This is a genomic window from Streptomyces sp. NPDC039609 (assembly GCF_055596705.1).
Genome location: NZ_JBVIUJ010000016.1, coordinates 134,600 through 159,014, shown reverse-complemented (window position 1 = coordinate 159,014; position 24,415 = coordinate 134,600). Strand labels below are relative to the sequence as shown.

The 24,415-nt window shown below is 70.3% G+C and carries 28 protein-coding genes and 1 pseudogene; 4 read left to right on the top strand and 25 right to left on the bottom strand.

Going from position 1 to position 24,415, the window contains the following annotated elements:
* Nucleotides 1–184 precede the first annotated feature (184 nt).
* The 4 genes from ACZ561_RS35515 to ACZ561_RS35500 form a co-directional block, all read right to left on the bottom strand.
* Complete coding sequence (locus ACZ561_RS35515) at nucleotides 185–367, bottom strand: hypothetical protein (RefSeq protein ID WP_471003367.1); 183 nt, start codon at nucleotides 365–367, stop codon at nucleotides 185–187.
* Nucleotides 368–468: 101 nt separating this feature from the next.
* A complete protein-coding gene (locus tag ACZ561_RS35510; protein ID WP_471003365.1) occupies nucleotides 469–1,113 on the bottom strand; it encodes a hypothetical protein in 645 nt (214 codons plus the stop codon).
* Nucleotides 1,110–1,739 carry a sigma-70 family RNA polymerase sigma factor gene (locus ACZ561_RS35505; RefSeq protein WP_471003362.1) on the bottom strand — a complete coding sequence of 210 codons (630 nt, stop codon included), beginning with the start codon at nucleotides 1,737–1,739 and terminating at the stop codon, nucleotides 1,110–1,112. Before ACZ561_RS35505 ends, ACZ561_RS35510 begins: the two co-directional genes overlap by 4 nt.
* A gap of 956 nt (nucleotides 1,740–2,695) precedes the next feature.
* A complete protein-coding gene (locus ACZ561_RS35500; protein ID WP_471003359.1) occupies nucleotides 2,696–2,824 on the bottom strand; it encodes a hypothetical protein in 129 nt (42 codons plus the stop codon).
* Between ACZ561_RS35500 and ACZ561_RS35495 the strand changes: the two genes are divergently transcribed.
* Nucleotides 2,823–3,455: a NucA/NucB deoxyribonuclease domain-containing protein gene (locus ACZ561_RS35495; RefSeq protein ID WP_471003357.1), complete on the top strand. Its 633-nt coding sequence runs from the start codon at nucleotides 2,823–2,825 to the stop codon at nucleotides 3,453–3,455. The genes ACZ561_RS35500 and ACZ561_RS35495 overlap by 2 nt on opposite strands.
* Here ACZ561_RS35495 and ACZ561_RS35490 read toward each other — a convergent pair.
* Entirely contained in the window at nucleotides 3,410–3,868 is a 459-nt protein-coding gene (locus ACZ561_RS35490; protein ID WP_471003355.1) for a hypothetical protein, read from the bottom strand. The two genes, ACZ561_RS35495 and ACZ561_RS35490, sit on opposite strands and share 46 nt — an antisense overlap.
* Before the next feature lie 577 nt (nucleotides 3,869–4,445).
* Between ACZ561_RS35490 and ACZ561_RS35485 the strand changes: the two are divergent.
* Nucleotides 4,446–4,667: pseudogene (locus tag ACZ561_RS35485) on the top strand (IS110 family transposase); the annotation flags it as partial.
* Here the strand turns inward: ACZ561_RS35485 and ACZ561_RS35480 are convergent.
* The 5 genes from ACZ561_RS35480 to ACZ561_RS35460 all read right to left on the bottom strand — a co-directional run bounded on the left by ACZ561_RS35480 (nucleotide 4,662) and on the right by ACZ561_RS35460 (nucleotide 10,049).
* Nucleotides 4,662–5,192, bottom strand: a complete 531-nt coding sequence (locus tag ACZ561_RS35480) for an SMI1/KNR4 family protein (protein ID WP_471003352.1) — start codon at nucleotides 5,190–5,192, stop codon at nucleotides 4,662–4,664. The pseudogene ACZ561_RS35485 and the gene ACZ561_RS35480 sit on opposite strands and share 6 nt — an antisense overlap.
* Entirely contained in the window at nucleotides 5,171–6,469 is a 1,299-nt protein-coding gene (locus ACZ561_RS35475) for a hypothetical protein (RefSeq protein WP_471003350.1), read from the bottom strand. The genes ACZ561_RS35480 and ACZ561_RS35475 overlap by 22 nt, the downstream gene beginning before the upstream one ends.
* 218 nt (nucleotides 6,470–6,687) lie before the next feature.
* Nucleotides 6,688–7,665: a peptidoglycan-binding domain-containing protein gene (locus ACZ561_RS35470; RefSeq protein WP_471003347.1), complete on the bottom strand. Its 978-nt coding sequence runs from the start codon at nucleotides 7,663–7,665 to the stop codon at nucleotides 6,688–6,690.
* Between the two features lie 62 nt (nucleotides 7,666–7,727).
* The gene (locus ACZ561_RS35465) at nucleotides 7,728–8,945 is read right to left on the bottom strand and encodes a peptidoglycan-binding protein (protein ID WP_471003344.1); all 1,218 of its coding nucleotides are present in this window, start codon (nucleotides 8,943–8,945) and stop codon (nucleotides 7,728–7,730) included.
* A 51-nt stretch (nucleotides 8,946–8,996) separates the two neighbouring features.
* The gene (locus ACZ561_RS35460; protein WP_471003341.1) at nucleotides 8,997–10,049 is read right to left on the bottom strand and encodes a peptidoglycan-binding protein; all 1,053 of its coding nucleotides are present in this window, start codon (nucleotides 10,047–10,049) and stop codon (nucleotides 8,997–8,999) included.
* 264 nt (nucleotides 10,050–10,313) lie between these two features.
* Between ACZ561_RS35460 and ACZ561_RS35455 the strand changes: the two genes are divergently transcribed.
* Entirely contained in the window at nucleotides 10,314–11,228 is a 915-nt protein-coding gene (locus ACZ561_RS35455) for a DUF2690 domain-containing protein (protein ID WP_471003338.1), read from the top strand.
* 165 nt (nucleotides 11,229–11,393) lie between these two features.
* Here ACZ561_RS35455 and ACZ561_RS35450 read toward each other — a convergent pair whose 3' ends face one another.
* Nucleotides 11,394–11,795: a lamin tail domain-containing protein gene (locus ACZ561_RS35450; RefSeq protein WP_471003335.1), complete on the bottom strand. Its 402-nt coding sequence runs from the start codon at nucleotides 11,793–11,795 to the stop codon at nucleotides 11,394–11,396.
* Between ACZ561_RS35450 and ACZ561_RS35445 the strand changes: the two genes are divergently transcribed.
* Entirely contained in the window at nucleotides 11,752–11,955 is a 204-nt protein-coding gene (locus ACZ561_RS35445) for a DUF6207 family protein (protein WP_471003333.1), read from the top strand. The two genes, ACZ561_RS35450 and ACZ561_RS35445, sit on opposite strands and share 44 nt — an antisense overlap.
* Nucleotides 11,956–12,017: 62 nt before the next feature.
* Here ACZ561_RS35445 and ACZ561_RS35440 read toward each other — a convergent pair whose 3' ends face one another.
* From ACZ561_RS35440 to ACZ561_RS35375, 14 genes are all read right to left on the bottom strand, one after another.
* Entirely contained in the window at nucleotides 12,018–12,617 is a 600-nt protein-coding gene (locus ACZ561_RS35440; RefSeq protein WP_471003330.1) for a hypothetical protein, read from the bottom strand.
* A gap of 69 nt (nucleotides 12,618–12,686) precedes the next feature.
* The gene (locus ACZ561_RS35435; protein ID WP_471003327.1) at nucleotides 12,687–16,382 is read right to left on the bottom strand and encodes a LysM peptidoglycan-binding domain-containing protein; all 3,696 of its coding nucleotides are present in this window, start codon (nucleotides 16,380–16,382) and stop codon (nucleotides 12,687–12,689) included.
* Nucleotides 16,383–16,390: 8 nt separating this feature from the next.
* Nucleotides 16,391–16,888: a TadE/TadG family type IV pilus assembly protein gene (locus tag ACZ561_RS35430; protein ID WP_471003324.1), complete on the bottom strand. Its 498-nt coding sequence runs from the start codon at nucleotides 16,886–16,888 to the stop codon at nucleotides 16,391–16,393.
* Nucleotides 16,849–17,307, bottom strand: a complete 459-nt coding sequence (locus ACZ561_RS35425; protein WP_471003321.1) for a TadE/TadG family type IV pilus assembly protein — start codon at nucleotides 17,305–17,307, stop codon at nucleotides 16,849–16,851. Before ACZ561_RS35425 ends, ACZ561_RS35430 begins: the two co-directional genes overlap by 40 nt.
* Nucleotides 17,304–17,723: a TadE/TadG family type IV pilus assembly protein gene (locus ACZ561_RS35420; RefSeq protein ID WP_471003318.1), complete on the bottom strand. Its 420-nt coding sequence runs from the start codon at nucleotides 17,721–17,723 to the stop codon at nucleotides 17,304–17,306. The genes ACZ561_RS35425 and ACZ561_RS35420 overlap by 4 nt, the downstream gene beginning before the upstream one ends.
* 36 nt (nucleotides 17,724–17,759) lie before the next feature.
* On the bottom strand, nucleotides 17,760–18,416 hold the full coding sequence (locus tag ACZ561_RS35415; protein WP_471003315.1) for a hypothetical protein: 657 nt from the start codon (nucleotides 18,414–18,416) through the stop codon (nucleotides 17,760–17,762).
* A 75-nt stretch (nucleotides 18,417–18,491) separates the two neighbouring features.
* Complete coding sequence (locus ACZ561_RS35410; RefSeq protein WP_351816449.1) at nucleotides 18,492–18,680, bottom strand: hypothetical protein; 189 nt, start codon at nucleotides 18,678–18,680, stop codon at nucleotides 18,492–18,494.
* Nucleotides 18,681–18,703: 23 nt separating this feature from the next.
* Nucleotides 18,704–19,600 carry a type II secretion system F family protein gene (locus ACZ561_RS35405; protein WP_471003312.1) on the bottom strand — a complete coding sequence of 299 codons (897 nt, stop codon included), beginning with the start codon at nucleotides 19,598–19,600 and terminating at the stop codon, nucleotides 18,704–18,706.
* Nucleotides 19,597–20,514 (bottom strand): type II secretion system F family protein, encoded by a 918-nt coding sequence (locus ACZ561_RS35400; protein WP_471003309.1) that lies wholly within the window; start codon nucleotides 20,512–20,514, stop codon nucleotides 19,597–19,599. The genes ACZ561_RS35405 and ACZ561_RS35400 overlap by 4 nt, the downstream gene beginning before the upstream one ends.
* A gap of 7 nt (nucleotides 20,515–20,521) precedes the next feature.
* Nucleotides 20,522–21,478 carry a CpaF family protein gene (locus tag ACZ561_RS35395; protein WP_471003306.1) on the bottom strand — a complete coding sequence of 319 codons (957 nt, stop codon included), beginning with the start codon at nucleotides 21,476–21,478 and terminating at the stop codon, nucleotides 20,522–20,524.
* A 17-nt stretch (nucleotides 21,479–21,495) separates the two neighbouring features.
* Nucleotides 21,496–22,080, bottom strand: coding sequence for a hypothetical protein (locus tag ACZ561_RS35390; RefSeq protein ID WP_471003303.1), 585 nt, complete (start codon nucleotides 22,078–22,080; stop codon nucleotides 21,496–21,498).
* On the bottom strand, nucleotides 22,073–22,942 hold the full coding sequence (locus ACZ561_RS35385) for a hypothetical protein (RefSeq protein ID WP_471003300.1): 870 nt from the start codon (nucleotides 22,940–22,942) through the stop codon (nucleotides 22,073–22,075). The genes ACZ561_RS35390 and ACZ561_RS35385 overlap by 8 nt, the downstream gene beginning before the upstream one ends.
* Nucleotides 22,942–23,634 carry an SAF domain-containing protein gene (locus ACZ561_RS35380; RefSeq protein WP_471003297.1) on the bottom strand — a complete coding sequence of 231 codons (693 nt, stop codon included), beginning with the start codon at nucleotides 23,632–23,634 and terminating at the stop codon, nucleotides 22,942–22,944. Before ACZ561_RS35380 ends, ACZ561_RS35385 begins: the two co-directional genes overlap by 1 nt.
* A 32-nt stretch (nucleotides 23,635–23,666) precedes the next feature.
* Nucleotides 23,667–24,386 carry an ATP/GTP-binding protein gene (locus tag ACZ561_RS35375; RefSeq protein WP_471003294.1) on the bottom strand — a complete coding sequence of 240 codons (720 nt, stop codon included), beginning with the start codon at nucleotides 24,384–24,386 and terminating at the stop codon, nucleotides 23,667–23,669.
* Between the last annotated feature and the right edge of the window lie 29 nt (nucleotides 24,387–24,415).

The window sequence follows — 24,415 nt, the reverse complement described above, 5'->3', positions numbered from 1 at the left end:
CGGGACGTCCGGACTCTCGACGGGGACGGCTTGCTTCACGATCGGTGACCTCTCGAGGCGCAGGACATACGACAGGGACGCCGTACGGTACATCCAGCCCCCTGGTGCATTCCGTGCGGGTGGGCTCGAGCCCGTAGGAGGGAACGCATCCCCAGAGACGACGGCCTAAGGTTTGCGCGGGTGGTCACAGGAGCTGCTTGATCCAGTAGCCCACGGCGCTGGCGGCGGTGATTCCGGCGCCGTAGCTGAGGCCGCGTACGAAGTGGCCAGCGGCGGCGCGGCGCTGCCGCAGGCCCCAGCGGAACAGACCGAACCTGTTGCGGGTCGCTGGGCTGGGGCGCGTGCGCGGGGTTCGGGTGGTGGTCATGGGTCGATTCCTTCCTCAGGTACGGCGAAGGGAGCCTTCTGGGCACCGTGGTGCCCAGAAGGCTCCCTTCGATGTGGTTGACGTGCGGGTGGTTCGGTGGGTCAGCGGTCGGTGAACTCGCGCAGGCGGTCGGCGAGACGCCGGTCGGGCGGGCCGGCGATGCCACTGTCGTCGGCGAGCCGGTCGACCTCCATCTCCAGGCGCCCGGTGGGGGGCATGCTGCTGACGGAGCCGTTCTTCCGGACGTAGGAGGCCACGGCGCCCAGGCAGTCCAGGAGGACCTCGTCGATCCCGCTGCCGTCGGTGCCGGCGACGGTGACCTCGTGCCGCCAGTGGGCGGCTTCGCGGTGCTCGCCGAGAGCGAGGTGGTGCAGGTGGAGGCAGTAGGCGGCGATCCTGTTCCCGGCGCCGGCCGACAGCTGCCACCAGAACTGGGCGCTCTCGGCGTGCCCGGTGAGGAAGAGCAGGCAGGCGAAGACGGCGGTACCGTCCTCATCGAACTCGCCCTCGGTGCCGCGGGTGGGGGCATCGGCGAGGCGGCCGATGTCGGCGGGGGCGCTGGGGGCGTTGATCGCCCACCGGCACACGGTGGACAGCTGGCGGCCGGCCCGGGCGGCTCCGGCGAGATGTGTCGAGGGCGGTGTTGTGCTGCGGCACCGGCGCAGCGCGGCGCCGACGTCGAAGCGGGGGTTCCCGATGACGGGGACCGCAGCGTTCTCCAGGAGGTCGTCAATGGTGCGGGTCACTGCTGGCCTTCCTTCTGCCGGGCTGCGGCGCGGGTGGGCAGGCCCAGCTTCATGCCCAGGCGCTCCTTGGCCCGGCGGCAGTGGTAGTTCACGGTGCGTTCGTCGATGTGCATGTATCGGGCGACCTGCTTGGTGGAATACCCCATCAGAAACCGCATCACGATCACTGTGTATGGGCGCGCCGGCAGTTCCGAGATCGCCTGGTACAGGCCGATCGGGCTCGGCGCGAGCTCCAATTCGCCGCGCAGCGCTCGCAGGTTCTGGCTGATCGGGCCGTTGATGATGTACGCGGGGTCGCGGCGTTCCCGGGCGAGGCGCTTCGTCACGTGCCGGTGCAGCACCGCAAGGGTCCGGCGCTCGAGCTCGTCCTCCTGGAGCAGCCCGTCCCATCCGGTCAGGATCTCCAGGAAGACCTCGTGGACGACGACCTCGGCGGCCGCGCGGTTGCCACAGTGGAGTTCGGCGTAGAGGTGGAAGAACTCCTGGTGGCTGAGGACGAACGCCTCGAAGTCGAGCGGCAGCGGTAACGTCGTGTGCACGCCGCCGATGTGGCCCAGGTCGGGCCCGGCCGCGTCACGCACACGGGCCCCCGCGTTCCGCGGGCAGTGCAGCACAGCAGTGGTCACGGTGATGCCCTACGCAGGTGATCGTGTTGGGTTCGACCAGCACGGCTGCTATCAATCGGATGGATCAGCCAGTTTTGTGATGGATCCGGACAACAACGGTGGCCCGCCTGACGATTTCAATCAACCAGTCGGTAGATCTTGGTGTCGCGGCTGACTGCGAGGTTGGCCGCGTGACCACAGCTTGACCACACGTTCCTTGGGGGAATTATCAACAGCGTCATACGACTTCGCGGCATACGGACGCCCCTGTTAGCCGCACTGACAGCAATCGCCTTGCTGCCGCTCACTCCCGCTGCCACTGCCGTGGCAGCGGACGACTCGAGTCCCGGGCAAGCTCGTACATACGTGGTGCCGGCCCGGGTCGCCGCTTCCGTCCCTCGCGGACCTCCGCGCGGGTGCCGAACAGAGGCTTGCGGCGGCTGAGGCCGCTGTGGAACCGACGACGCCGCTCGAAGTGGTCGGCCCCGCGGCTGCGTACGGGACGAAGACCTCGATTCCCGCGGCGACTGCCCGCACAATCCCGGCCCTGGCCCCCCGGTCGCTGGCCGCGTCTGCGGCAGTGTCATATCCGGAGCCGGCCCGGACCATATCGCTGGCCGAGTGCAAGGCGAACATGGGCGGCACCGCGAAGCTCTACATCAAGTCCCGGTTCGCCGTGTGCACCGCTCTGCAGGTCACGACGATCTGGGCCAAGAGGGAAGGAACCCTCGGCACGAGCTCCTACACCGTGTACATACGCGGCACGGTGCCGAAGGAGTCCGACCGCACGATGTTCTTCGACTACGACCTCACCGACTTCGTCTCCATCGGCAGCACAGGCGCCGCAGGGATGCGTATCGGCCTGAAGGGCGTCATCCCTCAGAACTGGCCCGCGGCCGCGAAGCCGGTCCTCGGCAACACACTGCCCGTCACCAAAACTCTGCCGCAGATGCAGCCCACTACACCCACTCGCTGCGCTACGCCCCCGGCCAGGGCAGCGGCGCCGGCGCGGCGGACGTCATCGCCGCCGTGTACCAGCCGGAGATCGTCAACACCATGCCTCCGGGATGGGTGGGGCCGAGCCCGGTGACGGGTAAGCCGTTCATGTTCGCGCCGCGTTGGGACGCGGCCTCCTACCTTCGCAACTCCACGGGCGGCGGCAACCCGGCGAACAAGGGCGGCGCGGCGTTCAGCAAGATCGCGACCCTCGAGTACAGCTCTGAGCCGGGCGCACCCGAGCAGGGCGTGGCCGAGCACATCAAGCAGGCGTTCACCAATCCGAATGCCACCAAGCCGCTGAACGCGCTCAAGAACGTGCCCGGCGACAACGTGAAGGAACCCCTGCACCGTCTGTTCCTCGACCAGCGGCGCCGGGACCGCAACCGCGCGGTCGCGGTCCGCGAGTGCACCCGCGCGTGGGGTGCGAACTACACCGCCGGTGGCAAGGAGTGCGACGAGTTCCCCTTCGCCACCACCTATGAGGGATCCGCGGCCTCCGAGTTCGACGTGCACGTCGAGAAGAACAACTTCTCCGTTCTGCCCGTCCCCGGCGCCCAGAACGGGGCCGCCGGCAACCTGCTGAGCGGCTTCTACAACGCCGGCGGATCATCGACGGACTGGAGGACGGCTTCATCGTCAAGATCAACTGAGACGGGTACGCGGCCGGCGCTCCAGAGCGCCGGCCGCGGCCATCAGGCCTTCGGCCAGAAGTCGATCACGTACTTCTCCACCCCATAGGCGACCCCTTCCGTCTGCGTCACCCGAGCGACCTCGTCGCGCCCGGTGCAGCCCGCCCGGACCCTCCACCACCCCGGCTTCCCCAGACGGACCAGGTGGTCCGACCGGCCGAGAGTCATCGTCCACACCGCAACATCCCCGGTAGTCGTCTCGAAGTCGACCTCACCGACTTCGTCCCAGTCACCCTCTGCGGCAGGTGGCGCACAGGCCCACACCCTGACGTCGACGGTGGCGGTGTGAGTGTGTCCAGCACTGAACAGGTCGAATCGGCGCTCGTGTTCCTTGAGGAACACACCCCACTCATAGCCGTCCCCGAACGGCACAGGCACCACTGTGTCGTCAGACTCCTGAAATCCGAAGCCCCGGAACGCCACCTCCACGTCCAGCAGTTCCTGCTGAAGTAACTCGGGCACGACGCCCTCTCCTCCGCTCGGGGGCCCGACACCAGGCAGGCCCAATCTCGGAACTATAGACACAGAGACAACGAGCGCCCCGCGCAGTGAGTCTCCGCATGACTACACCCATGCGTTCGCGTCAGACGCAGCGTGCCGCCGGCCGCGCGTCACCAGACGCTGAGCTGCGCACCAGGCCACCCGCCCGTCCCCTTCCACCGAACGAGGCTCACTGATGCACAGCACCCGCGCTTGGGCGTCGATGCACGATTGCCGTCCGAACGCTGCAGCCAGACGGCTCAACGGCCGACTCCGGACGGACCTTGGGGCTGGCGTCCTCGTCGTCGGGTCGTGGAGGGCAGGCTCGGTCAGTGTGTGTATCGGTAGCGGATGAGACGAGAGTGAGCGTCGTCCTCGGTCATACCGAGGGCTTCGGCAATGAGCTGCCACTCTGGTTCAACGTGTCTGACCACGCGCGCCGCCGCCACCGGGCGGATCGAGTCGACGATCGTCTCCAGCCCGTTCACGGCCTTCAGCGCCGCGAGCGGACTGTCGTCGACGAGACGGTCCAGGTGCTGGTGCAGCTGGGCCAGGAGGCGGCGGGGACCGCAACGCCAACAGTGCCCTCCACACCATCGTCCTGGTCCGCATGCGCCACGACCAACGGACCCGGGACTACGTCGCCAGACGCACCACCGAGGGCATGTCCACCGAGGACATCATGCGGTGCCTCAAGAGGTTCGTCGCCCGCGAGGTCTACAGGCACCTCAGGAGCACAGGCATCCTGAACACGGCGGGCTCGGGCGGAGCCAGATCATGACGCCGACCGGCTGCCGTCCGCGTCATCAGGGTCGAAGGACGCGGCCGCAGTCAGCCGCTCGACGAACGTCTGGAAGTCCGTCGCCAGCGGGAGCTCCGTGTCGGTGTCCACGTCGAACCACGTCACGGACGGCTCCCCGCGCTCTCCGCATGCCCGGTAGTCCAGAGCGATCCAGCAGTGACCATCACCGGAGAGCAGAACCAGAGGAGACGGAAGATCCCACTCCTCGATCAAGTAGGGCGAGTCCAGCAATGAAAGTCGGCCGTCGTGACGGCCGATGCCCATCATGTCGTCGAGCGGAACATGGTTCTCGCTCCACGACGTCGGCACATCCGTCGGGAACGCGTTCCACAGCTCCGCCACCAGGCCGCCGTTCTGGACCCGCAGGATCTCCAGCAACGAGACCGGCAGACGGACACCGAGCCGGCGCTCGGCATCCTGAACGACCGCGTCGGTCAGCGGTGGCTGAACCCCATACAGGCCCTCGCCCCAGAACGTCGCCTTCACCTCATCAAACCGAGCCACAAATGCATCCTATGGACTCCACAGACCGGCTTGACGCTCCATAGGAGCTTCATCAAAGCCCGGTCCGTCGTTGCCTCGGCACGCTCGGGGAGGCGTTGGTGGCTCTGTTCTGTGGGGACGGCCGCCATGGGGCGTGTGAACAGCTGCCCCTTCTTCCGCAGGGTCTGCGCGCGGACGCTGCACCAGCGCGAACAGAAGTCCCGCGATCGGCTGGCCCTCTCGGGCCTGGCCTGTGCACAGACCAGGCAGTGCCCGGGCGGGACGACGGGCGTCAGACGCTCCAGGAGCCGGCGGACGCGGTCTTCCTCCTCCTGCCCGATCGGGTCGACGTCGGCGGGGCAGCCGACCAGGAGCTCGGCCAGCACGGCCCGAAGGGCGGGAAGGTCACGGCGGCACGTTCCGAGGAGGTCGAGGTATTCCTCCACGGGCCAGCTCGCGAGGACACCGGATCGGGTGAGGTAGAAGCCGAGGGTGTCGATCCGGTACCGGTCGGGAGTGTCGAGCAGCACGTAGCCCAGCAGCTGCCACGCGACGTCCTTGCGGAAGGTGCGCGGGTAACGGGTGCTCTTGAAGTCCACCAGCAGACCGTCGGCTACGAGGTCGGCGTCCGCGCTGATGTCGACGCCTGCGAACGTCGGCCCGCCGACGCAGTCCTCCGTCTTCGTGCGGGCACGCAGATCCTCCAGCGGGCTCTCGGCGGCTTTGTAGAGCTGGGCGACGACATCGGTCACCATGTCCGCGTGTGGGAGGTCCAGGAGCCGGTCGAGGGTGAAGGCCTTGGGATCGTCCAGAGCGTCGATGAACAGTGGTGTGTACGTGAAGCCGAAGGGGTTGCGGGCAAGGACCTGGTACCAGGCGGCGGCGATCAGCATCCGGGCTAGGTCCTCCTCCTCGTCGTGAGCGCGGTCCATCGACAGCCCGCGGTTGTCGAGCTCCAGAGCGCGGACGGTCTCAGTCAGGCGCGCGGCGAGCTCGTTGCCAACCGCGTGCATCCGCTGACCGGCGCGGCCGGACGAGCAGCCGCTGAGTTCGATGCCCATGAGGGAGACGTGGTCGACGGGCGCGGCCGCGGTGAAGGCCAGGCGCAGCCGCTGGTCGATCGCGGTCCCGACGTTCCCGGCTTCGGTGCCGACACCGGGCGGTGGCATCAGGACGTAGTCGGTCCGGTGCTGGGCGCGGAAGCTCTCGCGCAGGGGCTTGGGGCCGGCGGACAGTTCGCGGTCCAGGAACCGGCGCAGCGGGGTTCGGGGACTGCGCAGTCCAGAGGTGAGGCTCATGCCGTGTCACCGCCTCGCAGGAGCGCCGCCGGGGCGCGGTGAGGTCGTCATGAACCGGACGCTAAGAGTGCGGTCTGACAATGCGTCACCCGTTAGGAGTAGTTCCCGACGGTCGGGCGGGGTGGGTTCACTCGAACGTGCGGCGGCCCCGGGACGGCGCCCGGGGCCGGAGCGGGGGCCCCGGCCGCCTGGGCGGGCGGGGCCCTGGGTGGTGGGGGTCAGCTGGTGGTGAGGAGGCGCTGCCAGGTGGCGGGGCCGGTAATGCCGTCGGGGGTCAGGTGCCGGCTGCGCTGGAAGGTGCGTACGGCGGTGGTCGTCGCGTTGCCGTAGCGGCCGTCCGTGGCGATGCGGGCTCCGTGGCGGCGCAGCTGGGCCTGGAGTGCCTTGACGGAGTCGCCGTGCGCGCCGGGGCGGAGCGTGGGGGCGAGGCGCTGCCAGGTGGCGGGGCCGAGGACTCCGTCGGCGGCGAGGCGGTGCTTGCGCTGGAAGGCCTTCACCGCCTGGACCGTGGCCGGGCCGTACCGTCCGTCGGCGCCGATCCGCAGCAGCTGCTGGGCGGTGGTCACGGCGTGCCCTCGCGAGCCGGCGCGGAGCGTGGGCCAGGCACGGTTGGTCGGCGTGGTCGAGCCGGAGCCGCTGCCCTTGTACTTGATGTCCCAGTGGTTGCTTTCCCGGAGGTACTCGACGCTGCCGGCCGCCCACGTGGCGGAGCTGATCTTGCGGGCGTGCTGCGGGATGTAGCGGTTGATGCAGGGGTTGAGGGCGACGTCGACCTTGTAGCCCTTGCCGTGGGTGTACGTGCCCGTGGTCTTGTGCGGCGGGATCTCCGCGGCGCCGGTGATGACGATCGTGCAGCGGCTGGCGCGCTTCAGGGCGATGACTCCGTCGATGGTCGTCCTGCGGATGCCCTGGAAGCTGGTGCAGCCGTTCCTGTTCTTGTCCTCGCACTTGCCGCTGGACCGCCAGGTGATGCCGGCCTCGCGCAGCTTGGTCTTGGCCTGGGCCGGTGTGTAGTAGACGGAGGCGGCGGCTGCGGGTGCCGCGGTCGCGGCCGTCGTCGCGGCCGGCGTCGCGGCCTTGGTCGTCGCGGTCGCGGCCGTGGTCTCGGCGGCGGCGCCGAGCATGACGGTCGCGGCCGTCGCGACGCCGACCGCGAGGCGGGTCCAGCGGGCGGAGAAGGGGGGAGTTCCGGTCATGGTGGGTGCTCCTTGGATTGTTGTCGGTAGGGCGGGATCGGGGTGGTGCGTAGCGGGGCGGGTCATCCGCGGGACGTCGCCAGCAGCGCCCGCCAGGTCGAGGGGCCCGTCACCCCGTCCGGGGTCAGCCGGTGCCCGCGCTGGAAGTCCCGTACCGCACGGGCGGTCTCCGGGCCGAAGCGGCCGTCCGCCGTCACCCGGTGCCCGCAGGCGGCCAGTTGGTGCTGGATGGCGCGTGCGGCCGCGCCGCTGTCGCCGGTGCGGACCGTCCGGACGAGGGCTGCCCATGTGTGGGGGCCCAGGACGCCGTCGGCCTGCAGCCGGTGCCTGCGCTGGAAGTCCTCTACCGCACGGGCCGTCTCGGGGCCGAAACGGCCGTCGTCGCGGATCCCGAGCAGCAACTGGGCGGTGCGGACGTCCGGGCCGTGCTGGCCGGCGCGAACGGTCGGCCAGTCGGCGGACGGAGCCGGGGCCGGGGCGCCGTCCGGCAGGTGGGCCATGGCCCTGAGCTGGGCCAGGGTGCCGGCGTACACGTCGCGGTCGACGGCCGTCGGGATGCCGGGCACCCGCCCGGTCTCCGTGTGCTGCCAGAACGTCCACCTGGGCGCCGCCCCCGGCACCGGCTGAGGCTCCTTGCCCCCGCTGCGGTAACGGGCCAGCCAGAGAGGATGGCCCGCGAAGACGCGACCGTCGCCGCGCATGCACTCCTTCACGAAAGAGGCCCGGGTGTACACGATCGGCGTCACCCGGAACTCGGCCCGGACGCGCCGCAGGAACGCGCCGATCTGGTCGGCGCGCAGCGCTGGCGGGCACACCTCCTTGCCGCCGCGCCGCACCTTCTCCACGTCCAGGACCGGCGGCAGCTCCCCCGGCCGCGTACCGGTGTAGCCGGCCGCCCGGACGGTGCGGACGAAGTGCTCGGCCTGGGCCAGTCCGTCGCGCGGGCCGCGTGGGTCGAAGAAGTGGTACGGGGCGCGCGCCAGGGACGTGGCCGAGACGGCCTTCCAGTCGGCGGCGAACCAGGCGTCGTTGCCGGTGGTGTGCTGGGTGGCCTTGAGGAAGGCGAACGACTCCGAGGCGGCGACCTTCCGCCAGTCGATACGGGCGGTCTCCCCCGCGTCAGGGGTGGCGTGGTTGTAGTGGCTGGTATCCACGCCGGTGACCTGGTACGAGGTCGGCTCGGCGGCCGCCGCCGGGGCGGCGGCCGGGACGACGTGCACGGCGGCGGTCAGGACGCCCGCGAGGGCGAGACCGGTCGCGGTGAGTCGGGACGTGCGCATGAGAACTCCTTCTCGGTGAAATCGGCGAGCTCGGCGAAAGCAGCGGCCGGATCAGGCGCCGCGCGGGCTGACGTAGCCGGAGATGCGGTGCGAGCGGGTCTTCGCCGTGCGGGGGTCGATGTTCTTGCGGAAGGTGACCTTGTTCCGGTAGTTGCCGTCGACCGTGTCGATGCGCCCGTCGGCGTGGACGGCGACGACGATCCCCACGTGGCCGCCGGTCCTCGCGGCGGGCTCGCCCCACACGACAATGTCGCCCGGCTTCGGGTGGGTGCGGTGGAAGAGGCCGTTGCGCTGGCCCCACAGGCCGACCTCCCGCGCCACGAGGGTCTTCGGCACGGCCGCCGACGGGACCCCGGCCTTGCGCCAGGTCCACGAGACGAACGCGGCGCACCAGGCCGTACGCGCGCAGTCCTTGAGGTACGCGCGGCAGCCGGACGGCTCGGAGACGCCGATCTGGCCCCGGGCCGTGGTCACGATCCGCTTCCGCAGCGCGGAGACGTCGCCGGAGGGACGGCCGGGCACCGGGGTGCGGGGGCCGGCGAGGAGCGCCACCCAGGTGCGCGGTCCTGCCACGCCGTCGGCGGACAGGCCGTGGGCCCGCTGGACCGCCCGGACCGCCGAGCCCGTGCCCGCGCCGAACACGCCGTCCACGACGAGCCGGTGGCCGTCCTGGCCAAGCTGCCGCTGGAGCGCCCGGACCGCCCGGCCCTTGCTGCCGGGCCGCAGGGTGACGGCGAGGGCGGTCCAGGTGCGCGAGCCGACGACGCCGTCCGCGGCCAGCCGGCGGGACTTCTGGAAGTCCTTCACTGCACGGGTCGTTGCCGGCCCGAACACGCCGTCCGCGGTCACCGGGTGGCCAGCCACGGCCAGCAGGTCCTGGGCGGTGGCGACGTCCACGCCCCGCGCCCCCTGCCGGAGCGCCGGCCACGTGGCGGCGACGGTGGCGGTCCGGGCGGCGGTGACGCCGACCGTCGCCCCGCGGGAGGCGGGCGCAGTGTCCGCGAAGGAGGTGACGGCCGCCGCGGGGGCGAGCATCGCACCGGTGAGCGCAACGGTCACGACGGCGCGGGAGAGGGTGCGGGAGAAGGTGTTGGGCAGGGTCACGGGATTCTCCTCGGGTGTCGTCTCCCCCGCGCCGGGGCACGGAAAGGCACGCCGTGGCACGGCGAGGCAGCCCGTGGGGGCGGCGGAGGGAGGGATGTGCGGTCGCTCTGTCGGCGACCGCTGCTCGAAGCTTGCACCCCTGGGGCGGCGAGCCTCTACCCTGCGCTGGGGGTCGTCCCATACATCGCTGATGCACGGTCAATACACGGCCCTGACCTGCTGTTTCGCGCGCGTGCATACATAAGACAACAGAGGGAGCAGCCCATGGGGCAACCCGATCAGGTGAACGAAGGCGCCGAGTTATCCGCGCTGTTGCGGCAGTGGTGGCAGAGCGAGGCGACGGTACGGAAGCAGGAGGCGCTCGTCGCCCAGCTCAGGCTGCGCGGCATCGAGCTCACCCAGGCGACCCTGTCGCGCTACCTGGACCCGTCGAAGCCACAGATCGCCCGTGAGGACGTGGTCCGGGAGCTGCACGCGATCTTCGGACGCCCGAAGGAGGAGCTGGCGGTGGCCCTCGACCTGTGGGAGCGGGGCACGCGGGAGCGCACGGCACAGCAGCGGCTCCGGGCGACGCCCCCGCAGGAGCCCGGGCCCGCGCAGGGCCCGGCACCCGGGCAGGCCCCCACAACCAAGGCCCCGCCCGGCCGTTCATCCCGCGGTCTCCTGTACGGCGCCGTGGCGGCCGTCCTTGCCCTCGTCGTGGCCGGCACACTGCGGCTGATCAGCCCCTGGGAGCGGGAGCAGGCCCCGGACACGGCCACGGGCCCGCACACCACCGCCCCGGCCGCCGGCGCCGGGGCCCCTCCGGCCGCCCCCCAGCAGCCCACGGCCGAGCTCGCCGTCTGCGAGGGCGAGAAGTGCTTCGGCCTGGAGCCCAATCACACCGTGTGCCGTACGGACGCGGTCACCGCGTTCGTCGACACCGACCCCGTGATCGGCATCGAGCTCCGCTACAGCGCGAAGTGCCGGGCGGCCTGGGCCAAGATCAGCAACACCACGCAGGGGGACATCGCCCGGATCGGCGACCGAGCGGGCCGCATGCGCGAGTACACGCAGATCAGCGGGCGGGACGCGCACACGACGATGCTGCCGGCCAGCCGCCCCGAGGACGCGACGGCCTGTGCGGTCTTGGCGACACGGACGGTCTGCGCCACGATCCGCGCCGAAGCCCGGGGCTGAGCTGCCCCGGGGATGCCTCTGTGTGGCGCCGGGGAGGAACAGCCCGGGCACCCACGCATGCATGCGCCGGGCAGGGTGGGCCTGCCCGGCGCATGTGGTTCATGTTGTCTGGTCGACCTGCAACTCGCTATGGACGAGCGGAGAGCAGGGGAGCCGACGGTGGGGTTAGCGGCGGTGGTGGTGGTTGCCCCAGGACTTGGTGTCGATGGTGCGGCCGTGGTCGTCGCGGAGGGTGGCCTTGTCGCGGTTGTTGTCCCAGACGTAGTTGCGGCGGTCCTGGAACAGGTCGGTGCGGGTGTCGCGGCCCTCGCCGGTGTGGATGCGGACGGTGGCGCGGCCGGCGAGGCGGAAGTTCTCGAAGCGGTAGCGGTTGCCGTCGTCGTCCTTGAGGGTCCAGCCCTTGAGGTTGATCGCGTGGCGGGTGGTGTTGCGGATCTCGACCCATTCGGCGTTCAGCGACCGGTTGGAGCGGTTGTCGCGTCCGGGGCTGTCGGCCTGGACCCGGCTGATCTCCACCTTCGGCGTGCGCTGGCACATCGCCGAACCCGGCCTCGTAGTCCTGGACATCACCGCCGGCGACGAGGACGCCCTCCGCACGGTGATGGAGAACCTCCAACAGCAGTGGACCACCTCCGGCATCACCCCGGTGCGGCGCACGGCCGGAGAGCCGGGCGTCAGGACGCGGGTCTACGCAGACATTCGACGCTGCGGCATCACAACGGCGTAGGGCGGCCGACGGTTGCCGGCCACCACATGTCCTGCCTCGCCGTCCCCCACGTCGCGCAGTCCTCAGCAGCTCGCGGTGGTGAACTTCGTTGCGGGTTCTGTTCCCGTGCCTGCATCGCTGTGGGGGAGCTCCCAGCGGGCCTCATCGCCGTATTTGTCCTTGATGATCAGTACTCCGCCCTTCTCGGGCAGATTGAGATCTGTGATCGCCTTGTATGGCTTGTTGGGCTCAACCTCGGCGTACGGGGTGTATGCATCGATGCAGCCCTGCCACGGGGCGTCTCCGTAATCCCATGCTTCGGCTGTGGCTGTCACGCCTTCCCACTTGATCATGTTGTCGGTGAGGTCTCCGAGCCTGGCACCGGTCTTCGACTTCATAGTCAAAGCCACGGCCAGGGCGTACTCGCCGTTCACCGCAAGCGTTTTGTCCTTCGCGAGAGCATCCCGGTAGGCAATCCCCGTGAGTGTGACCTGCATGGGGTTGCCCTCGTCGTCCGCGAGAGTCACGGTCTCGCCGACGGATCGGGTCAGAGGGTCCCCGTCATCCGTGGGCTGGACGTTCTGGCCGGGCGCTGCCGCTGAGTCGGCGACGCCGCCACTGCTGCTACATCCCGCAAGGGTGAGAAGCGCGGCAAGTAACGCAGCAATCGGGGTGTTCCTCATGATGGGTCGCTCCTTGCACTCGTTCAGGTCGAGATCGGGTTCGGGAAAGAAGTCGAGCAAGAGCGCCGCTCAGCGGGCGCGAGTAACAGGGCGTGGCAGCAGGTTCCGCAAGAGTTCGGCAGTTTCGGCTTCCATGTCGACGCCGCCGAGGAGCTGTTCGTTGATGCGGGCGAGGCGGGCGGCAGCTTCGCGTAGGGCGTCGATGTCGTCGGCGGCGTGGTGGGCTAGGAAGATCTGGCGGTGCAGCATCTCGCTCTCCTCCGCAGCAAGCAGGCCGCGCTTGGCCGCCCACAGCGCGCCGGGGATGTCGTCGGCTTCGCGTCGGCGAGTGGCAAGCTCGTACGCGGCGTCCACGATGGCGGAGACCATTTCCTGGATGATCGGCTCGGCCCAGGAGTAGCGCTGGGGGTCGATGCCGGTGAAGGGCCGGCCGCGGACGAGGGCGAGCGCGCGGCGCAGGGCGAGGTCGCCGTCTTCGTCGTGTCGGGCAAGTCCGGTGCGGGCGAGGCGCTGGAAGCGGGTCCAGTCGCAGGTGACGCCAGCGCCGAGGCGGTATCGGCTGTCGCCGGTGTCTTGGACGCGTGGCTGATGGGCGTTGCCGTCGGCGTCCTTGCCCAGCCAGGAGCGGGTCCTGCTGATGACGGCGTTGCGCATCTGCTTGTTGACCAGGCGCCCGGGCCAGAGCGCGTCGTCGACGCCGTGGTGGTCGACGCCCGGGTTGAGGGCGAGGAATGCCGTCAGCTCGATCCCGGCGCTGCGGCGGCTTGAGTCGATCCGGCCGCTTGCTCCTTCGATGCTGATGGGCCCCAGCAGTAGGACAGCCGGCGCTGCGTCGGCGGCTGCTTCAGCCACAGGCTCAGACCACTCGGAGACTGCTGAGCCTGCTGCCATCGAGGCTGGCAGTTCGGCGACGGGGGCGGTGTCGGTGTCGCCAGCGGGTGCTGGAGCGGGGATGGTGACGTGGACCGCCAGCGCCGCAGGCGTGGCACACGAACCGGTCAGGGCGAGCGCCACGTCCGCCGGTCCCGAGGCCGGTCGGGAGTCGTCGTCCTTCGTCCTGCTGGCCCATGGTGCGGTAGTGGCTGCATCGCCCTCGTCCTCGGTGGCTAGGACCTCGGCGAGTGAAGGGCCAACGGGAACGCTCTGCGGCCCGTCCTCAGCCCGGCGCTCGGCCAGGTCGGCCGACAGGGCCGGAGCAGCACCTTCCTCGGGCCTGTCTGCGTCGGGCAGGGAATCGTCGTTCTCGACGGCGGCATCGTGCTCGAGTTCGGCGTACTCCGCCGGCAGGCCATCTTCATCAGCCGCGCCCTCGCTGGCGCCCCACTCAGCCTCTGTATCAGGCTCTGCTGCATCGGCATTCATACTGCCGCTGATGCCGTCGACGTCCCAGGGCCCATCCTGCTCGTACTCGTACTCGTCGTCCTCGTCCGCGGCGTGAGTCCAGTCGGGAGCCGGGACGTCGCTGCCGCTGGCGGCAAGGGTGAGCAGTTCGATGGCGTCGGCGAAGTGCTCGTCGCTCAGGCCCTGAAGCTTGACGGGCAGGTTGGAGCAGGGCAGGGCGATGGTGTGGTCTGGGCCCCGGCATTCGAGAGTCCACGTGGTGGCCGGAAGCTCGGCTGGGGCACTGGCGGTGATGATCGTGCTGGCCGCGCGGGGTTCTTCGGTGAGGGTGTCAAAGAGCGCGGTTCGGTCGGTGCCGTCCGGCAGGTCTCCGGCGAGGAGGATGTGCGGAGTCCAGGCGTCGGCCGCGTCGTCCATGAGCCGGGCGGCGCGCAGGCTGTCCGCGCCGACGGCGGCTAGGGCGCGGCGCTGGTCGGCGGTGTGGCTGGCCAGTTCAGCGGTGGCAGCGGCGAGGCCGTCGATCCGTGCGACGCGCTCGGGGGCGGCGGCGTCCAGGCCCGGCACGGTTTCGTCCAGGGTCGTGACTTCGAGGTGGCCGGGCAGTGGGGTGGTGGCCAACTCGACCGCGATGGCCTGCAGCACGTGCCGGGCGAAGTCATCATCTCCGGCCAGGTTCAGGATGCCGATGTGCTCCAGGTCGACCAGGACCAGGTGGCCGGCGGCGTCCCAGCCGATCGAGACCAGCGCCGGGTACGGGGCGTCGGCGTCCTTCAGCTGCTCATCGTCGGCCAGGTCAGGGCTGGAGGCTGCGCAGACCCACAGGTCCTGGCGGCTGGCTGTCTGGGTGAAGGGCTTCATGGGCGCGGTCTCATCGGCCAGGTGGAGCTCCACCTTCGCTTCGTGAAGAACGACCGCTTCGATGACGGGCAGTTCGCGGCCTGCGGCGGCGAGGTTGAGGGCGAGGGAGCGCAGGGCGGTGCCGAGCAGGTCGAAGCCCGTGGGGTGCTGGGCGGCGCGCATGCCCTGCTCGGTCGCGGCGGCTCGGCCGGCGGGGATGGGGATACGGCGGCCGGGCTGGCGGCGGCGTTGCTGCAGGATCCGGCGGGTCGCCAGGGTTCCCACGAGAGCGGCCGCCAGGGCACCGGCACCGCCCCACACGGCTGCCGGTGCCAGTGCGGTGTCGTTGGCGCTGCTTGAGGGTGCGGCGGGAGCCTGGGTGCGCGAGTCCTGGGTTGGCGCGGGGGCAACGGTGCTCGGGGCGGGCTCTGCTGTACGGGAGGGCGCGGGGGTGTCGGCCGGCTGGGTCGGCTTGTCCTCGTCCGCGTCCTTCTCTGGTGTGGGGGCTGGCTTCCTGTCCTGCTTGTCCTTGGGCTTCTCGGGCGTCTTCGGGTCGGTGGTGTGCTGGTCCGCCGGCGGTGCTTGGCCGGTGTCAGCCTGGGGCAGGTCCAGTTCCTGGCCCGGGACGATCAGGTTCGGGTTGGTGAAGCGGCCGCCGCCCGGTGTGGTTTCGCCCTTGTTGGCCTCATAGATGGCCGGCCAGTCCTCCGGGTCGCCGTGTTCATCGGCGATCGACCACAGGCTGTCGCCCTCGCGGACCGTGACACTGTCCGGCCGCTCGGCTTCTTCCGCGTCAGCGGTGGGGGCGCTGCCGCTCTCGTCCTTGTCCCGGTCGTCGATGTGCTGCTGCCCGCCGTTCTGCTGCTTGGGGGCCTTGGCCTGCCGAGTGCTGCTCGTTGCGGGTGCGGGGCTGGCGGCCGCGGTCACTGGCCGGGCGTCGGCGGGCAGATTGATGACGGCGCCCTTGGGCAGGTACTGGTCGCCTGCGGCCAGCTCTGGAATTTCTGGGTTCAGCGCGGCAATGTCCTTCCAGCGCTTTCCGTCCCCGAGGTACTCCTCCGCCAGGTCCCACGGCAGCTCGCTGACGGAGGTGACCGTGTGCTGAGACCAGTCGGCTTCGACAGCGGGTGTGGACGCCTTGGCGCTCGGCGTTGCGCTGGTTCCGCTCTCCCCGACGGTGTGGACGGCGGTGGCTGCGACGGCGGGCCCCATCGTGGCGGCCGACGCGGCGGTCGGGGCGAGTAGCACGATCGAGCCGATGAGGAAGGAAGCCAAGGACTGCAGTCCGCCCAGGCCCTTGATCCGCGGTGCGGAACGGCGCCGCAGCACGGCGAGCAGTTCCACCAGGACTGACAACGTGAAGGCCGCCCATGCGGTCCAGCCGATGCAGGTCAGGACGACCAGGAACAAGGAGCCGTCGTCCTGCTCCAGCAGACTGAAGCCGTCCGCGAGTTCGGTCGGCTGGTGGCCCACCTTCAGGAGCAGGTACGGGACTCCGCCGACCAGTCCCACCAGGACGGCCAGGCCGAGCAGGGCCCGAAGGAATGCGCCGATGGCGCGCAGCGGGGCGAGGGTGCGGTGGGCCATGTTGCGGCTCAGCCTCCAGCTTGGGTCTGCAGATGTGCTTTCGCTGTGCCGGTCACGCTGATCGTTCCGGCGCCGACGAACTGGGCGAAATAGGTGTCGTAGGTGTCGTTCACAGTGACGGTCAGGCTCTGTCCTCCGTCGGTGATCTCCACGCTGCCCTGGACGCCTGCGGCGGCGAGGTAGTCCTGGGCATCTCCCACGGCGGCGTCAGGGTCGATCGTGATGGCGGTGCCCTCGATCGCCTGGGCGGGGTCGATCTGCTGACCGGCGGTGCGGGCCGCCTCTTGGGCGATGGAGGTGGCCCGGTTGGCCGCGTTGAGCGCGCCGCCGCCGTCGATGAGTAGACCCATCACCATCAGGATCGCCAGCGACGACACGGCGAAGAACGTCGACATGCTTCCGCGGTCGCGGCGGCGTCCAGTCGATGCCGTCCGCCGCCGCACCACGATGCGGTGAACGAGGGTGTTCATGTGCGGCCCCGGTAGGTGTCGATCGGGCTGGTCCACGACGCGGTGAGCGTCTTGGCTCCGGGCAGTCCCGGCAGCCCGATGTCGGAGAGGTTCGCCGTGCAGGCGATCGTCGCGGTCACGTTCGCCTCCACGCCCAGGTCCAGGCTGTAGCTGGCCGTGTCGACAACCACGCTGGAGGTCTGGCAAGTGATGCCCTCCCCCTGGAGACTGCGCGCTGCAGCGGCCTGCGCCTCGGCCTGCGCGCTGCCGGCGTCCCGTTCGAGGGAGGCCGCCCGGGCTGCAGCACGGGCTGCTGCGTCGACGGCGCCGTCGGCGTCCGTCACGCGCCCGAACGCGATCATCAGCAGGAGCAGCCCGATCATCACCGGCGCGAGGATCGCCGTCTCTATCGAGTAGGAGCCCCGGTCGCGGCGCAGCCCCCGCGCGAGGCGACGACCGTAGGTGGGGGCCGTCATGGGTTCGTCCAGCGCTCGATCGGAGCGTCGGCGTGCTGGACGACGTCCAGTGTCAGGCCGGGGACCAGGGTGGCGACGTGGCCGCGCACGGTGATGCGGATCTCTTCTGCGGTGCTGCCGGCCGACGACACGCTCGCCCCTTGGACGCTGCCGCCGAACCGGTTGAGGAAGGTCTGTGCCTGGGCGACGCCGTCGCCTTCGCTGGCGCCGAACTGCCGCCCGGTCTCGACTCCCTGGCGGGCGGCGGACTGAGCGACTTTGCGGGCGTCGTAGTACAGGCCGACCTGGATGGCGGTGAAGATCAGGGCGAGGACGACGACGGCCAGGACGGCGAACTCCACGCTGCCGAAACCGCGGTCGTTGCGTCGGGGCAGGCGCAGACGTAGGTACAGCTGCCTTCTGGTGAGGTTGTTCACCGCTGTTGCCCTCCCCCTTTCATGAGTCGCGGTGGTTCATCGGGCTGAGGCGATGGGCGGTTTTCCGGCCTGGGTTTGCTGGATGCGCTGCACGATCATGTCGGTCAGGGAGAGAAGTCGGTCCGAGGGGACGGTGGTGCCGGACGCCCAGGTGTACTCGATCTTGGCGATGACGGCGCCCTGCCGGACGCTGATGCCCTTCCCGAGCCAAGGCGGTACTTGGTCCGTCTGGAGCGTCTCGGGGATCTCGTAGCCGTCGATCTGGTCTCCGGGCGGGTTGGCGCCCACTTCGTCCGGCGTTCCGTTGCCTTGGAATAGACGAGCTGCTGTGTCAGCGTCTCCAAAGGAGATGAGACGGATGGACAGCTCCTGGTCGTCGAGATTCGTGAATCCGGCCAGGCCAAAGGCGATGGCTTCGCCACACCACGCGTCCGGCCAGCGCTCGGACTGGCAAATCGTGGTGTCGGTGTTGTCCCATGCCTTGCGTGTCCGAGACTGGTCGAAGTCGGCCGGGACACTGAACTGGTTAGGCAGGGCCTCCTTCAGTTGTTTCGTGTTCAGGCCGCGAGATGCGGGCGCGCTCGCCTTGCCCCCGCTCGCGTCGGTCGAGCGCACTGCGGATGCGGGGTTGCTCTGGCTGCCGCAGCCGGTCAGGACGGCTGTCAGGACGGCAGCCGTCGCGGCGGCGACCACGGCGGCCGGGCTGATTCGTGGGCTAGGGGTCACCTAAGCGATCCTTGTTCGATGTCGCGGGTGGTGGGTCTTGGTTCAGCCGCCGTTGATGATGCCGATCTTCTCCATGAGCTTGGTGCGGATGGCGAGGACCAGCAGGCCGGCGCCGACGAGCAGCGCACCGGCGATCAGGGCCAGCTCGGTGGAGGTCTGTCCGGCGTCCTTGCCCGCCTTGAGCGCCTCAAAGCGGCCGCGGATCCACACGGTCAGGGTCTGGATGTCCATGGGTGGTTCCCCCTTGTTTCTGGTCAGCTTCCGAGGATGGTGATCGTGATGGGGATCATCACGAAGACGAGCATGAGGATGACGCCCGCGGTGACCGGCAGGATTATCGCGGCGCTCGCCGCATTGGCCTGAGCCTTGGCATCGGACAGCAGCGCGATGCGCAGTTGCCGGGCCTGGGCCTGGAGGGTGGTGTAGACGGCCGCGCCGTCGCCGGCGAGGGCCAGCGTGTCGGCCGGGCGGGTCAGCTCGGGGATGCCGAGCTCGTCGCCGAGCTGCTTGAGCGCGTCCCAGACGGTGACGCCAGCCAGGTCGGCCTGGTGGAAGACCTGCCGCATGCGGACGAAGATGAAGCCGTCGCCGACCTCGGCAGTCTGGGTCAGGGCCTGCGCCGCGCCCGAGTTGGCGATGCGGGCGAGCGCGACCCGTTCCAGGTAGGACGCGGCGGCGTGCCGCACCACCAGCCGGGCAGCGGCCGCGTCCCGTGCGACCTCCTTGCCCGGCCAGAACCAGAACAGGCCGCCCAGGGCGAGGGAGACGAGTGTGGGTAGCGCGAACGACAGCGGGCTGCCAGCCAGGGCGAGCAAAGCCTGAAGGAGCTGGGGCAGCAGCAGACCGTAGAGGGCGAACAAGAACCGCTTGCCGAGGTGCTCGGCCGGGCTGATGCGCAGCAGGTTCAGGTCGCGGGCGGGCAGCGTGATCCTGCCGCCGAACTCGCCGAGCAGTCGGGCCCCGACCCGCTCCTGCAGGGTGCCGGTCGAACTGGGTGCGGCCGACGGGAGGAGGGGTCCGCTGGTCTTGGCGACGTCGAGGCGCTCCAGGACGGAGGCGAGGTCCCGGCGGGCGGGGAGCAGAGCGCGGACGGCCAGACCGATCAGGGCACCGGCGGCGGCCGCGGGCAGGACGGCTTCCATGGGGATCATCGCGTGCCTCCCGTCATGAGCTGTGCGTTCGCAGGCAGCGGGTCGATGAGGCGCGGGTCGGGCTGGGTCCGTGCAATCTTTCTGAGCCAGCGCAGGGTGTACGCGAACAGTCCGCCGAGAACGGCGAGGACGATCTGGCCGAGCGGGGACTGGTACCAGCCGGACCAGGCGTCATTGAGCATGCAGCCGACGACGACCACGCAGATGACCATGGAGACCATGCGCGAGGACTTGCGGACTTTCGCGCGGTCGGCCTCGATGTCGCGGGCGTCAGCGGCCTGCTGATGGATCGTGACCGCCAGGGCCTCGAGCGCGTCCGAGAGACCGGGCCCCTTGTAGACGGCGTGGGACTGGAAGAGCAGGACGACGTGGTCGCTGACGCCGTCGGCGAGCTCGTCGGCGAACAACGCGAAAGCGGACTCGGCTTCCATGCCCCAGCGCAGCCGGTCGGCGAGCGCCCGCACGCTCGGCGCGATCGGAGCCGGCGCCGCCTTGGCGGAGGCCCGGATCGTCTGCGGCAGGGAGATACCGGCTTGGTGAACACCCGCGAGGTGGTTGAGCCACTGCCCCAGCGCCTCGAGACGCTCAATACGCTGGGTGGCGGCGGTGCCGGGGGTGAGGACGTAGGGCAGGCCCAGGACCGCGGCGCCGGCGAGGATGCCGTGGACGGGCCAGCCCGTCCACGCCCAGACCACCAGCGTCACGCTGCCTGCCATGGTGACCAGGTGGCGCCAGCGGCGCTGCCACGTTTCCGGGAGCTCCGCCTTCGCGCGTTGGATTCGGCCGGTCATGCGGGAGGCCGGCTTGGTCGGGTCGGGGATGCGGCCGCGGAGTTCCCTCACGGCGGCGGCGAGGGCGAGGAGGGTGAGGACGGCGCAGCAGGCGGCGACGAGGGCGAGCTGGGAGGTGGTCATCGGCGGCCTACTGTCTGCAGCGGGCCGACCAGGCGCCGTAGGGGTTGTCGGTGAGCCATTGACGGTTGAACAGGCCGGTGCGTTCGAGGTCGTCGATGAAGCCGGGCATGTTCTTGTAGATGGCGCGCAGCTCGCCGCTCTGGGGGGCGAAGAGTTCGGTGGTGACGGGGCGGCCGCCTTCGCCGACGACATCGTGAACCTCGTAGATGTTGCTGACGAAGCGGTGTTTGCGGCCGCCGATCGCTGTCTCGTCCAGGTAGGTCAGGTAGACGACGAGGTCGATGGAGGAGGCTATGAGGTGGTGGGCTGCTTCGGTCTGCATGCCGGCTTCGGTGCACAGCTGGACGAGGCGGCTGATGATGGCGTGCGGTCGGCGGACGTGCAGGGTGCACATGGAGCCGGAGCCGCCGGCGGACATGGCCTGGAGCATGGGGACGATCTCGGTGGAGCGGACCTCGCCGACGATGACGCGGGTGGCGTTGTAGCGCAGGGCGGTGGCGAACATATCGGAGATGGTGACCTCGCCGGCGTTATTGCCGCCGCGGACTTCGCCGTTGGACTGCCGCGCCTCGAACGCGTACGTCACCGGGCCGGGCTTGGGGCCGGGCTCGTCCAGGTACAGCTCGCGGTCCGACTCCAGGGTGACCAGCCGCTCCGAGGGTGGGATTTCCCTCCCGAGTGCGCGAAGCAGAGACGTCTTGCCGGCGCCCATATCGCCGACGACCAGGATGTTCATCTTGGCGTGCACGGCTGCGGTTAGGAACCGCTCGAGGATCGGGTTGATGGAGCCCCACTGAACCAGTTCGGCGATGCCGTGCTGCCGGATCCGGTGCCGACGGATCACGACGGAGGGCCGGGTGGTGAGCAGGCTCGCGGTCACGCGGGAGCCGTCGGGCATGCGGAAGCCGACCATGGGGGTGGCCTGGGTCAGGGAGCGTTCGCCGTGCCCGGACAGGCGGGCCATCCTGTTGACCCAGGTGATCAGCTCTTCATGGCTGCGGCGACCTTCTCGATCGTCTGGCGGGGACGGTCGTGATACTCGACGTGGGCGCGCAGGCCGTCGACCATGACGTCCTCGACGCCCTCCTGGTCCAGCAGCGACTGCAGCCGCCCGCCGCGGTACATGGAGTCGAAGACCGCGGTGCCGATCGCGGCTTCCTGCTCTGCGGTGAGCGGGGTGTTCCCTTGGGCGTACTTGGCCGCCCAGTCCGCGACCGCGTTACGCACCAACCTTTTCGCCAGCGCGCGCCGGTCGACCTCCTCGAGGAGCTTGTTGGGGTCCTCGGCGCTGAGCTGCTTCGAAACCTGGGCCTGCAGGTCTTCGATCACCTCCCAGCCGACGGGGATCTCACCGGGAAGGCCGGCCAGCCGGGGCATGGCCGCAGGCCCGGCGGCGCCCGTCGGGACTGCGGGGGCGGGAACGGCAGCCGCTGGTGGTTGCGCGGGGGCGGTGGGCGTGTGTGGGCGGTTCTGGCCGATCCGGCCGGCGAGCAGGCCCGCGATGTCCTCTCGGCCCATCGGCGAAGGATGGCCGTTGATGCCAGGGCGCTGGTGGGTGTCAGCCACGCGCCCCACCTCTCTCGCTCAGCCGCTGCAGGACACCGGCCAGCTGTGGGTTCGCTGTGCGGGGCGGGTACTGCTGCTGGATCGCCCGGCGGGAGGCGGCGGCTTCGAACTGCTCGGTCGCGGTGCGCGCATGACGCAGCAGCGGACTGCGCCCGTAGCCACGGGGCGGACGGCCGCCGCTCGTGAAGTACCCGGCCGTGGCGATGTCGTGCGGCAGTGCGGCCAGGACTGGCGCCATCAGGGCCTCGGTGACCTGATGGGCGCGGTAGGGGCCGTCCTCGATGAGCAGCAGACCCAGCGCGTCGGGTCCGCTGCCGCGCTCGGCGAGTTCGGTGCGCAGCGGGTCGATGACGTGACGGGCGAGCGTGAGGGATTGCTCGATCCCCCGCACGACCAGGAGCACCAGGTCGGCCTGGTGTAGGAGCGGTGCCGGGGTGAGTGTGGTGTGGAGGCGGCCGGACTCGAGGGCGAGGCGGCCGGCGTCGATGAAGACGTCGTAGCCCGCCTCTTCGGCCAGGACGTGCATGACCTCCGACAGGGCTGGCCACGTCCGGCCGAGGGCAGCGGCTTGGGCGGGGTCGGTCAGGCCGGGCAGAAGCTTGCGGTGCCCGGCCTGGTCCATCGGCCACAGGTGGGAGGCGAAGGCCTGCGCGAGCGCGTCAGGCCCGGTCCTCTCGGCTGCCGCCAGGTGGTAGAGGCCGAAGCCAGCTCCCACTTCGCCCTGGAGGAATGCGGCCCGGATGGTGCCACCTGCTGGATCGCATTCGGCGAGCAGGGAGGGGCGCTTCGAGGCGAGGGTGAGGGCGAGCGCGGAGGTGGTAACGCCGCAGGACTTCGCCGAGACAAGGGCGGTAACTGGCATCAGTTGCTCCGCGGTTCACGCACAAAAGCGATGCGGCCCTGGGAGGCACGGGTGGCCAGCAGCGGTCCGTCGGTGGGAGCAACGGCGAGGTTGACCACCACGTTGCCGGAGGCGTCCGGGCGGGACACCGTCACGACGACGGCCTTGATTGTCGACGGCGGCGCTTCGGCGTCCTTGCCGGTGGGCTGCTCTCCCTGGCCGGGTGTGGTCACGGCGAGGACCTTGTCCCCGGGGGCGAGCGTGCCGGCCGGAGCCTGGCCGCGCTTCACCTGCACACCGACTTGCTGCTTGTCGTCCCCCAGGCCCGTACCGGCTGCGAGCTGGGAGGTGGTGAGCAGGCCGCCCTTGCGCAGGTCGACGACAGGCCGCTTGCCGACCATCGAGGCCTTCTGCGCGGCCGGGACCGGGGTGAGAGCGGCGTCCGCGCTCACCTCGGCCACGATCAGGTCGGCAGACGTGAGGGCCTGGCCGGCCGGGACGTCGCGGGCAATGGCCAGCACCTTGATGCGGTCGCTCGCGGACGTGACGGCGGCGGCTGCACCGAGCCCGGCCAGAACGGCCAGGACGATGCACAGGGCGGCGACCGACCACCGGCGTTCCCGCTTGACCGGCGCACTCGTGGTGATCGGGAGTTCGGGGCGGGCCGGGGCGGCGGGGCGCGGAACCGCTGGCGAGGCGGCGGGGGATTCCATGCGGGGAATGCCTCTCGACTTGTGCAGAGGAATTAGTTGAGGACCTGGACCTCAGCGACGGTGATGTCCACGGCGCTGGTGCGAGTCTCGGTGACTTGGCCGGTCGGGCCGCTGGTGGCCTGCCAGTCGATTGCCCAGGTGGAGGTCGCGGTCACGTGGAACTTCCCGGACTCGGTGGTCGAGGAGGGCGTGGTGTAGCGGTGGCCGCAGTCCGGCGACGGCTTCTTTCCGTACTCCGCCTTGTAGGGGGTTCCGGCAGTGGTGCAGGTGACCGAATTCCCGTCGCCCATGGACCACACGATCTTGGAGACCCTCGCCGTCGCCGTCACGGTCACCCCGCCAGCGGAGGCAGAGGCTGTGTTCGGGCCGTAGGTCTCCGGTCCGCGCTCGGTCCACAGGTAGACCGGCATACCGACTACGCCTTTACCGCCCGGCTTCGGCGTGATGCCGATCTCCGGGCCTCGCAGCAGCATCTTGTCGAGTGCCTGCTGGGCGAGGACGGCGGGGTCGACGGCCGCGGGCGGCCCTCCGGGGCCGCCGTAGACGAAGCTTGTGAGGGATCCGCAGGTACGTTCGTAGACCGCTCCCCCCTCGGAAGGATCGTGGCCCTCCCAGAATGCGCTGCCTGCTGCCGGCTGCGGGTTGGCGAGCGCGTACGTACAGGGCGGTGGCTTGGAGGGGGTCCCTTTGGGAGTCGTCTCCGCACCTCCGGCCGAGCCGCCGTGCCCGTTGTTGCTGTCCTTTCCTGGCACGCCGGTCCCGACGCAGAAGTAGCGGCCAC

Excerpts from the sequence above, each read along its gene's own strand:
- ACZ561_RS35470 (WP_471003347.1), bottom strand. The coding sequence starts at position 7,665 with ATGACCGGAACTCCCCCCTTCTCCGCCCGCTGGACCCGCCTCGCGGTC.
- ACZ561_RS35440 (WP_471003330.1), bottom strand. The coding sequence starts at position 12,617 with ATGAGGAACACCCCGATTGCTGCGTTACTTGCCGCGCTTCTCACCCTT.
- ACZ561_RS35380 (WP_471003297.1), bottom strand. The coding sequence starts at position 23,634 with ATGGAATCCCCCGCCGCCTCGCCAGCGGTTCCGCGCCCCGCCGCCCCG.
- ACZ561_RS35475 (WP_471003350.1), bottom strand. The coding sequence starts at position 6,469 with ATGAGCCTCACCTCTGGACTGCGCAGTCCCCGAACCCCGCTGCGCCGG.
- ACZ561_RS35405 (WP_471003312.1), bottom strand. The coding sequence starts at position 19,600 with ATGATCCCCATGGAAGCCGTCCTGCCCGCGGCCGCCGCCGGTGCCCTG.
- ACZ561_RS35515 (WP_471003367.1), bottom strand. The coding sequence starts at position 367 with ATGACCACCACCCGAACCCCGCGCACGCGCCCCAGCCCAGCGACCCGC.
- ACZ561_RS35395 (WP_471003306.1), bottom strand. The coding sequence starts at position 21,478 with ATGGCCCGCCTGTCCGGGCACGGCGAACGCTCCCTGACCCAGGCCACC.
- ACZ561_RS35385 (WP_471003300.1), bottom strand. The coding sequence starts at position 22,942 with ATGCCAGTTACCGCCCTTGTCTCGGCGAAGTCCTGCGGCGTTACCACC.
- ACZ561_RS35400 (WP_471003309.1), bottom strand. The coding sequence starts at position 20,514 with ATGACCACCTCCCAGCTCGCCCTCGTCGCCGCCTGCTGCGCCGTCCTC.
- ACZ561_RS35455 (WP_471003338.1), top strand. The coding sequence starts at position 10,314 with ATGGGGCAACCCGATCAGGTGAACGAAGGCGCCGAGTTATCCGCGCTG.
- ACZ561_RS35465 (WP_471003344.1), bottom strand. The coding sequence starts at position 8,945 with ATGCGCACGTCCCGACTCACCGCGACCGGTCTCGCCCTCGCGGGCGTC.
- ACZ561_RS35425 (WP_471003321.1), bottom strand. The coding sequence starts at position 17,307 with ATGACGGCCCCCACCTACGGTCGTCGCCTCGCGCGGGGGCTGCGCCGC.
- ACZ561_RS35500 (WP_471003359.1), bottom strand. The coding sequence starts at position 2,824 with ATGAACGGCTTACCCGTCACCGGGCTCGGCCCCACCCATCCCGGAGGC.
- ACZ561_RS35410 (WP_351816449.1), bottom strand. The coding sequence starts at position 18,680 with ATGGACATCCAGACCCTGACCGTGTGGATCCGCGGCCGCTTTGAGGCG.
- ACZ561_RS35495 (WP_471003357.1), top strand. The coding sequence starts at position 2,823 with ATGTTCGCGCCGCGTTGGGACGCGGCCTCCTACCTTCGCAACTCCACG.
- ACZ561_RS35450 (WP_471003335.1), bottom strand. The coding sequence starts at position 11,795 with ATGTCCAGGACTACGAGGCCGGGTTCGGCGATGTGCCAGCGCACGCCG.
- ACZ561_RS35435 (WP_471003327.1), bottom strand. The coding sequence starts at position 16,382 with ATGGCCCACCGCACCCTCGCCCCGCTGCGCGCCATCGGCGCATTCCTT.